Below are 12,190 nucleotides of genomic sequence, written 5' to 3' on the forward strand. Positions count from 1 at the left end.
AAATAATCCCTAAACAGCAATCTTTAAATTTTGAAGAAGAGTTGAGAAATCCTATTCCATTATTTGATTTTTACGCTGCTGCGGGGACTTTTAGCGAAATTCAGTCAGAGAAGAATTTCACATTAATTGAAGGCCCTGAAAATAGTTCTGGTAAAGATTATTTCGCATGTAAAATTATCGGGGACTCAATGAATAGAGTCATTCCTAACGGATCTATTTGTGTATTCAAACCAGATACAGGTGGGAGTAGAAATGGGAAAATTGTATTGGTAGAAAACAGAGATGAACAAGATCCAGATTTCAATTCTGCTTTTTCTATAAAAACTTACTCAAGCGAAAAGTCTGTTTCTGATGAAACATGGGGACATGAATCAATTGTGTTGAGGCCAAACTCATATGACAACAGCTACCAAAACATCATAATCACAGAAGAAAATGCAACTGGAATGAGAGTTATTGGCGTATTTGTTGAAATTTTAAAAGATCACAAAAAATAATATGAGTTTATAACAAGGGTTATGAAGGATAGCAAGTAGAACAAATTTGAATATAAACCAAATCTCCCCCCTACCTCAAATCCCCCAAACTATCCACTCCCAATAACTTCTTCGAGGTAAAGCCTTCTGCATGAATGGCATGAATCGATTTACCAAATTCACGGGAACGTGCTTCCACCACTTTTAAGAAGCTGGGTGAAGAAATATACGTTTCTTGTCCATCGCCTTCCGTATTAAAGAATTGGGTTTTAAAGGCATGGATACATTCCATTTTCTTATCAAAGAAATCGGTGATATCCACTAAAATATCTGGCTTGATGTAGTAATCTTGGATGTATTGCAGCAAAAGTCGAGGTCTATAAGCTAATTGACCTTCGCCATTGTATTCGGTTTTAATTTTTGGTAATCCAGAAAGGAAAAAGGAATCCGAGACTAATGCACAGGCACGTCCATGATCAGGATGACGGTCGTTCAAAGCATTGCAAAGCACCACATCCGGATTATATTTACGGATCATTTGAATAATCTTTAATTGGTTTTCCTCGTCATTTTTAAAGAAACCATCCCTCATGCCGAGGTTCTCACGCGCATGAATGCCCATAATCCGAGAGGCTTCCAATGTCTCTTGATCTCTCGTTTCGGCAGTCCCACGTGTACCCAATTCACCCCTGGTAAGATCCACAATACCCACTTTTTTTCCTGCAGCAATCTCCTTCATAATAGTCCCAGAACAACCCAATTCTGCATCATCAGGATGAACTGCAAAAACAAGAATATCTAATTTCATAAAGGTGTGGAATTAAGTAGTTTATTAATCTTCTTTTGAATTCTAGAAGAGCTCGGTTTGGTAAAAGGATAGAAAAAATCTACTAATTCCCCATCCTGATTAATCAAATATTTATGGAAATTCCATCGTGGTGTAGATCCCAATGATCCATTCAGCTTTTTATCCGATAAAAATTTATAAAGTGGATGTGCATACTCCCCTCTCACACGAATCTTATCAAAAACAGGGAAGCTTACACCAAAATTAACTTCGCAAAATTCACTGATTGCCGCACCTTCCAAAGGTTCTTGTCCGCCAAAATCATTTGAAGGGAAAGCTAAAATTTCAAAATTGTCACCCTCGTGGATCTTGTAAAGATTTTCAAGCTCTTTTAATTGGGGTGTAAAACCACATTCCGAGGCAATATTTACTAGGAGTAGAACTTTACCCTTATAATCCTGCAAATTCGCTTCTGTTCCATTCAGGCGCAGAACGGTAAATTGATGGATTGATTTTTTATTCATAAGTAGCTATAAGAGTAATATCCAGAAGATTGAATAATGGCTTCAATGTCTCTATCTTCTTGAGGATCGTATGTGTTTTTAAGATTATTACCGAAAATACGAGCCACCGATTGATAAAAAAATGCAGTAATACCGCCCTTCATATCTTTCAAAAGATCATAACTGCTAGTCCCAGTTTCCCTATCAATTAATTTAATAAGAATTCCGCCTTGCGTTATAGTTAAATTTTTAATCTCTCTGTTAAACATGTCTTTAATTTCAGATTCGAAGGCTTTAATTAAAGCTCTTTTTTCTTTTCTTGTTTTAACATAGCTAAGTTGCGTTTGAAGTTCAGCATATTTCCTTCTGGCATACATGGCATAGGGTAAAACTTTAAGAACATTATATCTGAGACGATTGAATTTGGCTTTTTCTTCGGGGGATTTAAAAATTCGAGTATCAATAATAAGTATTTCAGGAATAACAACCCATGGAATGAGTTCATTGTTGATATTTGTAGTAGACACACGAATAGTATCTGCCACTCCTTTTACGGTTGGATCATTCTTATATTGGGCTGATGCCAAATTTGACATCAAAACCACTAAAATTATTACCAAAAGCCTTAAAATTTTCATAATTTTATAGTTACAAATTTACAGCTAATTATTATATTTATTTATAACCAAAATGTAATATAGTTGGAATAAATTATTCAACGTTTTTTGGAAACAGCTATTGTGTTTAAGGATGAAGGAACTTGTGATTGATCTTGAGGCAGAAAAGAAAGAAATTCTTAAAAGATACCGTGCATTATTGAGAGCATGTAAATCGACCATGCAAAAAGGTGATAAACGGATGATTCGCATTGCCTTTGATATGGCTCTTGAAAGCCATCAAAACATGCGCCGCAAATCTGGAGAACCTTATATTTACCATCCCATTGCAGTGGCACAAATTGCTGCTGAAGAGATTGGCCTTGGGACTACCTCCATTGTTTGTGCGCTTTTGCATGATGTGGTTGAGGATACCGACATCACTCTAGAAGACATTGAGCGTGAATTCGGCAAAAAAGTAGCTAAAATCATTGATGGATTAACTAAAATATCAGGGGTTTTCGACTATAACAGCTCCTTGCAGGCCGAAAACTTCCGAAAAATGCTTCTTACCCTGGCGGATGATGTTCGGGTAATCTTAATTAAGCTGGCAGATCGTTTGCATAATATGCGGACAATGGATTATATGCCTAGAGATAAGCAGCTGAAAATTTCTTCCGAGACTATTTATTTGTATGCACCATTAGCTCATCGACTCGGACTTTACACGTTAAAATCAGAGCTTGAAGATTTAGCCATGAAGTACATGGAGCCTGCAACTTATAAATTCATTGCACAACAACTCAATGAGAAAAAAGCAGAGCGCGAAAATTTCATTAAAGATTTTATTAGTCCGATAAAAGAAATACTAAACGAACAGGGTCTTGAGGCAGATTTGTATGGACGACCAAAATCCATTCATTCAATCTGGACCAAGATGCGCAAAAAAAATATACCATTTGATGAGGTTTATGATCTTTTTGCAGTTCGGGTTATCTTAAATAGCAGACCAGAAAATGAAAAATCAGATTGCTGGAAGGCCTATTCAATCGTAACTGACCTTTACAGACCAAATCCGGATCGTTTGCGAGATTGGATTTCTTCGCCACGTGCAAATGGCTACGAATCGCTACACACCACGGTAATGGGCCCTAGGGGTCAATGGGTTGAAGTGCAGATCCGGACCAATAGAATGAATGAAATTGCTGAAAAGGGATTTGCTGCACATTGGAAATATAAAGAAGAACCTAATTCAGACAGCGGTCTTGACCAATGGATTCAGAAAGTAAGAGAATTGTTGAGTAATCCAGAGGCCAATGCTTTAGATTTTCTTGACGATTTCAAAATGAACCTTTTTTCGGATGAGATCTTCATTTTCACTCCCAAAGGATCATTAATTCAATTACCAATTGAAGCTACGGCACTTGATTTTGCTTTTGAAATACATACAGATATTGGCGCCAGTTGTATTGGAGCTAAGGTTAACCATAAACTTGTCCCACTTTCTCATCAACTGCAAAATGGTGATCAAGTAGAAATTATCACCTCAAGCAAGCAGAGTCCGAAGGAAGATTGGCTAAATTTTGTGGTTACTGCCAAGGCAAAATCAAAAATTAAATCCTCTCTAAAAGAAGAAAAAAGAAAAATTGCTGAACAGGGTAAAGAAATTTTAGAGCGTAAGTTAAAATCACTAAAAGTAACTTACAATACCGATAATCTTTACAAACTATCCTACTATTTCAAGCTTCCCACAACACTTGACCTATTTTTTAATGTTGCGCAAGGGAAAATTGATGTAAAACAGCTGAAAGAGTTTGTCGCATCCGAAAAGGTCATTGAAAATAAGCCTGAAAAGATCGGCCAAAGCCAAAATGAGCAGTTTATTAAAAAAGTCAAGATTGATGTAAATGACACTCTTTTAATCGGAGAAGATCTTCAAAAACTCGATTATAAGCTTTCTAGCTGCTGTAATCCAATTCCTGGGGATGATGTTTTTGGATTTGTAACTGTTGGTGAGGGAATAAAAATCCATCGCACAAACTGCCCCAATGCCACTAAGCTCATGTCAAACTATGGTTATAGAATTGTAAAAGCAAGATGGAATTCACAAAAAGAATTAGCATTTTTAACAGGATTACACATTACAGGAATTGATGATGTTGGCTTAATTAATAAAATTACAACTGTTATCTCTGGCGACTTCAAAGTAAACATGCGATCAATAACGGTAGATACAGAAGATGGCATTTTTGAGGGTTCTATCATGGTTTATGTGAACAATACCATTCATTTGGATAACCTCATAAATAAGCTTAAGGAAGTCCCTGGAGTAACATCAGTAACACGTTTTGATTCAAATAAAGAAGATTTGACAAAAGCTTCCTGAATTAAATACTGAATATTCTTATTTTTTGGATAAATTTGGAGGTCATTAATACATATTATGTCCGCAAAAGACACTATTGCACTAGTAATTAAGATTTTCGAGGCCTACCTTGAAAATAAAAGTTTACGGAAAACTCCGGAACGCTATGCCATTTTGGAGGAAATCTATTCGCGAAATGATCATTTTGATGTGGAATCATTGTATATCCACATGAAAAATAAAAAATATCGTGTTAGTCGCGCAACGGTTTACAACACCCTTGAGCTTCTAGTATCATGCGATTTAGTAACCAAGCATCAGTTTGGAAAAAACATGGCGCAGTTTGAAAAATCTTATGGTTACAAGCAGCATGATCACATTATCTGTATTGACTGTGGTAAAGTGGTTGAGTTTTGCGACCCCAGAATTCAACAAATACAAAGTATGATGGGCGATATCTTAAAATTTGATATCAAGCATCATTCACTCAACTTATACGGAAATTGCACTCGCCTAAAAGAAGGGCATTGCGATTCGTTTGTAAATAAAAATTAATTTAAATATACCTATACCCCCGCATTTTAAATCATGACTGTTGACGTATTGTTAGGCCTCCAATGGGGCGATGAAGGAAAAGGAAAAATTGTTGATGTATTGAGTCCCGAATACGACTTAATTGCTCGTTTTCAAGGCGGACCCAATGCTGGTCATACCTTAGAATTTGACAATCAAAAATATGTTTTGAATACCATTCCTTCGGGAATATTCAACGATAAGGCCATGAATTTGATTGGGAATGGTGTAGTAATTGACCCCATTATCCTAAAAAGAGAGCTGGATAACCTTAAGAAAAATGGCTTTGATCCAGTAGCTAAAAAGAAAATGGTTATTGCTAGAAAGGCACACCTTATTCTGCCAACGCATCAATTATTGGATGCGGCATCAGAAAGCAATATGGGTACAGCTAAAATTGGCTCCACGCTAAAAGGTATCGGTCCGACTTACATGGACAAAACAGGAAGAAATGGTTTACGTGTTGGTGATTCAATGCTTCCAGATTTTCGTGAGCGCTATAATCGTTTAGTGAATAAACATCGTTCTATTTTATCTCATTACGGCGAAATTCCTGATTATTCAGAAAAGGAAGCTGCTTTCTTTGAAGCTATAGAATTATTGAAATCTATACCACAGGTTGATAGTGAGCACTTTGTGAATCAATATCTTAGAGAAGGTAAAAAAGTTTTAGCTGAAGGAGCACAAGGTACCATGTTGGATATCGACTTTGGATCTTACCCTTTTGTAACTTCTTCAAACACAACTACTGCTGGAGCTTGTACCGGATTAGGTGTAGCACCTAAAAATATTGGTAGTGTGATTGGAATATTTAAAGCTTATTGCACTCGTGTTGGTAGCGGACCCTTCCCTACTGAATTAGAAAACGAAACTGGTGAGGAGCTAAGAAGAATTGGGCATGAATTTGGTGCAACTACCGGCCGTCCTCGTCGTTGTGGATGGATTGACCTACCCGCACTAAAATACGCAATTATGCTGAATGGAGTTACTGAAATGGTAATGACCAAGGCAGACGTGCTAAGTGGTTTTGAGACTATTTATGCTTGTACGCACTACAAATACAATGGAGAAGTAATTGATTACATGCCTTATGATATCAATGCATTGAAGGCAGAACCTATTTTCGAAGCAATTCCGGGATGGGCTGAAGATATTACTGGTATTCGTGAGCTTAATGAGATTCCACAGAAATTGAAAAACTATATCGATTACCTTGAGAAACACTTAGGTGTACCGGTAAAATATCTTTCTGTTGGACCAGATCGTGTACAAACATTAACTCTTTGTTAAAATATTTTCTTTTAAAGAATTAAACAGGAATTAATGTATCTATGTTAAGGATTTTTCACTCTGATTGCAGGGATACATTAAAACATAAAAGCTTACACTGGGCAGACTCGTTCTCCACAGCTTGCTTTTTTGATTCAAATCAATATGCTGATCCCTATTCAGCATTTGATTTATTCATTGCTACAGGCGTAAAAAAAGAGCTTATCCATACGGGAAAAGGCTCTTTTAATGAATTAGATTCTTTTTTAGCAGAAAACAAGTCTTATGTTTTGGGATATCTTTCCTACGATTTAAAAAATGACTCAGAGGACTTAGTTTCAAATAATCTAGACCATTTAAAATTTCCTGAATTCCACTTTTTCATACCGGAAACCATCATTTTAATTAAAGGAAATGAAGTCCATATTGAAAGTGAACAACCAGAAGAGATTTGGAGAGCAATAAATGAGTTTGAACTATCAAACATCGAATCGGCGGATCAAAAAAGCAAAATCCAAAGTCGATTTAGTCGCGGAGAATACCTCGACACAGTCAAAGCCATTCAAAAACACATCCAGAGAGGTGATATTTACGAAATAAACTTTTGTCAGGAGTTTTATGCTGAAAATACAAGCATCAATCCTCTTGAAATCTTCTCTAAGCTCAATAAGCTCTCGCCTACTCCATTTGCTAGCTATTTTAAGTCAGATGGACTTTATGTCTTATCGGCAAGTCCTGAGCGCTTCCTAAGCCGCAGAGGAAGTAAAATAATTAGTCAGCCGATTAAAGGCACAAGCTCCCGAAAAACAAATGCCATTCAAGATGAAAACCAAAAGAGAGCACTTTTAGAAAACGAAAAAGAGCGATCTGAGAATGTCATGATTGTTGATTTGGTAAGAAATGATTTAACAAAAAGTGCCAAAGAGGGAACAGTAAAGGTTGAGGAGCTATTCGGACTTTATAGTTTTAAGCAGGTGCATCAAATGATCTCTACGGTAGTTTGTGAGGCAAAAGAATCACTTTCCAATCCCCAAATTATTTCGAACACCTTCCCTATGGGCTCGATGACGGGGGCTCCTAAAATAAGTGCTATGCAGCTCGCCGAAAAATACGAAAGAAGTAAACGTGGCGTATATTCTGGTGCGCTTGGCTATTTTGCTCCAAATGGCGACTTCGACTTTAATGTGGTGATACGGACTATTCTTTACAATGAAAATTCAAAATATTTATCATTTCATGTAGGAAGCGCCATAACGCTCGACTCCGATCCCGAAAAGGAGTATGAAGAATGTATTTTAAAAGGGAAAGCGATTACTGAAGTATTATCCTAAAATAATTAGAATAAAATTTTTCTTGCCTATTCTTTTCGTTTAAAAAGGTTGACTTTAGATTCCTTACCTTTTAACAGGCGCTCAATGTTTTTCTGATGAGTAACTAGAATTAAGATGCAGATACACATCCCATAAAGTACTACGGAACGAATTGGAGATTGAAAAAGAAAAATAACACTCAGTGGGAATGAAAATCCGGAAAGAATTGAGCTTAGTGAAACATACTTTGAAATCAGTAAAACTATTATAAAAGTAAGCACGCAAACCAGCGCAGCACCGGTATGTACCGCCACAATCATCCCAAACAGGGTGGCAATACCTTTACCACCTCTAAATCCAGCGAAAACAGGAAATAAATGCCCCATTACCGCTGTAATTCCTAGTGCTAATTGATAATTAACAAATTGAACCGAATCTTGCGGACCAGTAACGGAAAGGCCGATAAGATAAGCTAGGTTAGTTGCAGTGTAGCCTTTTAAAATATCAAGAATCATCACAGCAATACCTGCTTTTTTACCTAAAACTCTGAAGGTATTTGTAGCACCGGCATTTCCACTGCCATATTCTCTAACATCGATTCCGTAAAAGGCCTGACCTATCCATACAGCTGTAGGAATTGACCCAAAAAGATAGGCAAATAGTAATGCAGAAATTGAGTAAATCGAAATCATTCAGCTACAATAATACTAATTCAATCAGGTGTTCAGGTTAAGTTTTTATTTTATTTAAGAATTTATTGCTTTTAAACTCATATCGAGACTCCTTACAGAATGAGTCAAAGCACCCATAGAGACATAATCAACCCCACATTTTGCATATTCTAGCACATTGTCTTCTGTAATACCTCCCGATGCTTCAGTAACAAAAGAACCGTTTATGAGTTCAACAGCTTTTCTAAGCGTAGGGAAATCGAAATTATCTAATAAAATCCTATCAACTGAGCCAATTTCAAGCACTTGCATTAATTCCTGCAAATTTCTGACTTCAATTTCTACAGGAATTTGAATGTTATTGATTTTTAAGTAGTTCTGTGCAGAATGAATTGCATTGGTAATTCCACCGGCATAATCTACATGATTATCCTTAATTAGAATCATATCGTAAAGTCCAAAGCGGTGATTAACCCCTCCCCCAATTTTCACAGATAATTTCTCCAAATATCGTAGGCCGGGAGTGGTTTTGCGAGTATCTAAAACCTTGGTATTCGTACCTTCCAAAATCTTAACAATGGAATTGGTTTTAGTGGCAATTCCGCTCATTCTTTGCATGGTATTTAAAACTAAACGCTCTGCTTTTAAGATGGAATGAACGCTCCCAGATACTAAGAAGGCAATATCACCGTGTTTAACTGATTGCCCATCAGAAAGAAGGATTTCAAGCTTGAGCGATGCATCAACAGCTTTAAAAATCTCAATGGCAACATCAATTCCGGCGATAATACCTGAATCTTTAATTAGCAATTTAGCTTTACCTTGTTGGCCCTGCGGAATTGTTGAAAGTGAAGTGTGATCACCATCGCCTACATCTTCTGCAAGTGCATTTTGAATAAACGGCTCTAAAAAAATTTTATCTAAATTCATGTAAAATATTAGGCCACAAAAATAGAAATTATCTTAATAAATTCATTCTTTGTCGTATTCTATCCTAATTACCTTAATAGTAAAGAAATCGCCTTCTTTGGCCATGGATATTGAAATCCTAAATTTTTTATCAATTCCCTGAAATGAAAACACAGCAAATCGATAATTAGGATTTGAATTTAACTGGTGTAAAATTTTAACAGTGCTAGGCTTATTTTTCAGCAAGAAGTCGCGTAGAATAAGTTCCGCTTGTGCTTTTGAATACTCATTCTCTTCATTTAGAATATTCATTTCGATTATTGGTGCAAAATATGCAGCAATATTGCGACTATCAGATGTTTTCAAATAAGTAGCAATATCCTCAAAAGAATCAAAATTTTGCGCTTGAAAAGGCACAAATAGTAATATAAATGAAAAAATAGTTTGAAATAATGAAGTTCCCATATTATAATCTCTAACAAATCAATAACTAAGCCATTCTTTAAATTATATGGATTATTTTAAACGGTACCCGTATATTTGTAATGTGGAAAATAAAAAAGCAATTCTTTTGATCCTCGATGGATGGGGCTATGGGAAACATGATAAGACTGATGCTGTAAGTGTAGCAAATACACCTTTTTTTGATAAACTTATTCAGGAATATCCGAATTCTAAACTTGAAGCCTCTGGAGAAGCTGTTGGCTTACCAGCTGGGCAAATGGGAAATTCTGAGGTAGGTCATATGAATTTAGGAGCAGGAAGAGTAGTTTACCAAGAGCTAGGAAGAATTAATAAAGCAGTAAAAGATAATGAATTAGTTAGTCATCCTGTTTTAAAGTCTGCCTTCGATTACGCTAAAAAAGAAAATAAGAATGTCCACTTTATAGGACTTTTATCTGATGGCGGAGTTCATTCACATATTGAGCATTTAAAAGGCTTATGCGATGCTGCTAAAGACAATCAAATAAAAAACGTATTTATTCACGCCTTTATGGATGGTCGTGACTCCGACCCAAATTCGGGTTTACGATTCATCTTAGATCTTGAAAATCACCTACAGAATTCATCAGGCACAATAGCCTCTGCTATAGGAAGATATTATGCCATGGATAGAGATAATCGTTGGGAGCGTGTTAAATTGGCCTACGACCTAATGGTAAATGGTACGGGTAAGCCTAGCAATGATATTTCAGATAGCATTCAAAGTTCATACGATGAGGGTGTAAGTGATGAATTTATTCAACCGATCGTTAAAATAGACAATGACGGACTCCCAATTGGAAAAATTGAAGAAGGCGACGTTGTAATTTGCTTTAATTTTAGAACCGATAGAGGAAGAGAAATAACCACAGTATTAACTCAGCAGGCTTTTCCTGAATATGGGATGAATCCTCTTAATCTTTATTATGTAACGCTTACAAGTTACGATGATACCTTCAAAAATGTTCATGTTGTATTTACTAAAGATGATCTAAATGATACGCTAGGGGCAATATTGGAGAAAAACAATAAGAAACAGATTCGTATTGCAGAGACTGAAAAATATCCACATGTTACCTTTTTCTTTTCAGGTGGAAGAGAGAAAGAATTTGAGAATGAAAAAAGACTTTTAATTCCCTCACCCAAAGTTGCAACATACGACCTACAGCCTGAAATGAGTGCTATACAAATTGCAGATTCTATTTGTGCTGAACTTGAAAATAAATGGCCTGACTTTGTCTGTTTAAATTTTGCCAATCCTGATATGGTTGGTCATACTGGAGTATTTAGCGCGGTTGTAAAGGCAGTTGAAACTGTTGACCGATGTTTACAAAAAGTTGTTGAATGTGGGATCAAAAACGGCTATTCATTTATCATTTTAGCTGATCATGGTAATGCCGATTTCATGGTAAATCCCGACGGCTCACCAAATACCGCCCATACGACTAATCTTGTTCCTTGTATTTTAATTGACAAAGATTATGCTCACATTAAGGATGGTAAACTTGGGGATGTTGCACCAAGCATCTTAAAAATAATGGGTATAAATCCGCCAGAAATAATGACCGGCGAAATCCTTGTTTCTTAAATGCGACATATCGGATTTTATTTATTTTTATTATTCATAATGTCATGTAAACAGGCTGAAGATAAAGCTCAGAAACCTGTTTACATAGATTTGGAAACTTATTTCAAATCTGAAGCTGGGCGGTTAAGCAAGAAAAAAAATCTTGTAAATAAAACTATTCGACAGAATGGCACATCTGAAAGCAAGAATAAAATCGAAATCGATTGGCTGAATGAATTAAGTCTTTTTATTGGTTCAGATATCAATAAACCCGCTTGGAAGGATAGCTACAAAATCATTCAAAATAATCTTGAATTATCCTACATTGCTTTAGATTCTAATCTTAGGACCAAAGAAATTCATATCCAAAAAGACCTAAAAGGCAATCTAAATCAGATTTATATCAAAAACGTAAATAAAAATCGACTTTATGAATCTATGGAAGAGTTAATTTATATCCCAGATTCAGTTTACAGCATCAAAAAGGAACAAAGAGTCTTATTATTAGGTGATAATAGCTTATTTATTGAAGCCAAAACAATAAAATAAGCTTTTTATAAATAATAGTATTAGTCCCAATTAATCTTGGGAATCGAGTTTTACTTTCCTGAAAATAAACAAGTAATAATATGCTATGATTATGAGTCCGGTGATAAAAAACAGCGTCGAATAAGGCCTAAA

The 12,190-nt window shown here is 35.9% G+C and carries 13 protein-coding genes; 7 read left to right on the top strand and 6 right to left on the bottom strand.

Translation table 11 applies throughout. The annotated features are described in order from the left end of the window. Positions 1-497 (top strand): helix-turn-helix transcriptional regulator (locus ACIQ0D_RS07920; protein ID WP_395804432.1); only part of this gene is annotated, 497 nt, incomplete at its 5' end. Between the two features lie 70 nt (positions 498-567). On the opposite strand, the gene bshB1 is transcribed toward ACIQ0D_RS07920, so the two are convergent. Genes bshB1 through ACIQ0D_RS07935 form a run of 3 tightly spaced genes read right to left on the bottom strand, consistent with a single transcriptional unit; the run spans position 568 to position 2,404 of the window. After that, positions 568-1,284 carry a bacillithiol biosynthesis deacetylase BshB1 gene (gene bshB1, locus ACIQ0D_RS07925; RefSeq protein ID WP_395804434.1) on the bottom strand — a complete coding sequence of 239 codons (717 nt, stop codon included), beginning with the start codon at positions 1,282-1,284 and terminating at the stop codon, positions 568-570. Beyond that, positions 1,281-1,787 carry a glutathione peroxidase gene (locus ACIQ0D_RS07930; RefSeq protein ID WP_395804436.1) on the bottom strand — a complete coding sequence of 169 codons (507 nt, stop codon included), beginning with the start codon at positions 1,785-1,787 and terminating at the stop codon, positions 1,281-1,283. The genes bshB1 and ACIQ0D_RS07930 overlap by 4 nt, the downstream gene beginning before the upstream one ends. After that, positions 1,784-2,404 carry a DUF4294 domain-containing protein gene (locus tag ACIQ0D_RS07935; protein WP_395804438.1) on the bottom strand — a complete coding sequence of 207 codons (621 nt, stop codon included), beginning with the start codon at positions 2,402-2,404 and terminating at the stop codon, positions 1,784-1,786. The genes ACIQ0D_RS07930 and ACIQ0D_RS07935 overlap by 4 nt, the downstream gene beginning before the upstream one ends. Before the next feature lie 112 nt (positions 2,405-2,516). Between ACIQ0D_RS07935 and ACIQ0D_RS07940 the strand changes: the two genes are divergently transcribed. Genes ACIQ0D_RS07940 through ACIQ0D_RS07955 form a run of 4 tightly spaced genes read left to right on the top strand, consistent with a single transcriptional unit; the run spans position 2,517 to position 7,900 of the window. Beyond that, positions 2,517-4,748, top strand: a complete 2,232-nt coding sequence (locus ACIQ0D_RS07940) for a RelA/SpoT family protein (protein ID WP_395804440.1) — start codon at positions 2,517-2,519, stop codon at positions 4,746-4,748. Between the two features lie 57 nt (positions 4,749-4,805). Beyond that, the gene (locus tag ACIQ0D_RS07945) at positions 4,806-5,282 is read left to right on the top strand and encodes a Fur family transcriptional regulator (protein ID WP_291402661.1); all 477 of its coding nucleotides are present in this window, start codon (positions 4,806-4,808) and stop codon (positions 5,280-5,282) included. Positions 5,283-5,315: 33 nt separating this feature from the next. Beyond that, a complete protein-coding gene (locus ACIQ0D_RS07950) occupies positions 5,316-6,590 on the top strand; it encodes an adenylosuccinate synthase (RefSeq protein ID WP_395804443.1) in 1,275 nt (424 codons plus the stop codon). Between the two features lie 41 nt (positions 6,591-6,631). Next, positions 6,632-7,900, top strand: coding sequence for an anthranilate synthase component I family protein (locus ACIQ0D_RS07955; protein ID WP_395804445.1), 1,269 nt, complete (start codon positions 6,632-6,634; stop codon positions 7,898-7,900). A gap of 26 nt (positions 7,901-7,926) precedes the next feature. Here the strand turns inward: ACIQ0D_RS07955 and plsY are convergent, their stop codons facing one another. From plsY to ACIQ0D_RS07970, 3 genes are read right to left on the bottom strand one after another with little or no spacing between them, the layout of a single operon-like run. Further along, positions 7,927-8,571, bottom strand: coding sequence for a glycerol-3-phosphate 1-O-acyltransferase PlsY (gene plsY, locus ACIQ0D_RS07960; RefSeq protein WP_395804447.1), 645 nt, complete (start codon positions 8,569-8,571; stop codon positions 7,927-7,929). Between the two features lie 54 nt (positions 8,572-8,625). Continuing rightward, a complete protein-coding gene (nadC, locus tag ACIQ0D_RS07965; RefSeq protein WP_395804449.1) occupies positions 8,626-9,480 on the bottom strand; it encodes a carboxylating nicotinate-nucleotide diphosphorylase in 855 nt (284 codons plus the stop codon). A 42-nt stretch (positions 9,481-9,522) separates the two neighbouring features. Continuing rightward, positions 9,523-9,924: a DUF4783 domain-containing protein gene (locus tag ACIQ0D_RS07970; RefSeq protein WP_395804451.1), complete on the bottom strand. Its 402-nt coding sequence runs from the start codon at positions 9,922-9,924 to the stop codon at positions 9,523-9,525. 46 nt (positions 9,925-9,970) lie between these two features. Here ACIQ0D_RS07970 and gpmI point away from each other — a divergent pair, with 46 nt between their 5' ends. Further along, positions 9,971-11,530, top strand: coding sequence for a 2,3-bisphosphoglycerate-independent phosphoglycerate mutase (gpmI, locus tag ACIQ0D_RS07975; protein WP_395804453.1), 1,560 nt, complete (start codon positions 9,971-9,973; stop codon positions 11,528-11,530). Positions 11,531-11,569: 39 nt separating this feature from the next. Then, positions 11,570-12,058, top strand: coding sequence for a hypothetical protein (locus tag ACIQ0D_RS07980; RefSeq protein ID WP_395804455.1), 489 nt, complete (start codon positions 11,570-11,572; stop codon positions 12,056-12,058). Positions 12,059-12,190 lie beyond the last annotated feature (132 nt).

Origin of the sequence: Daejeonella sp. (assembly GCF_044342615.1) — a bacterium.
Classification (GTDB): Bacteria; Bacteroidota; Bacteroidia; order Sphingobacteriales; family Sphingobacteriaceae; genus Daejeonella.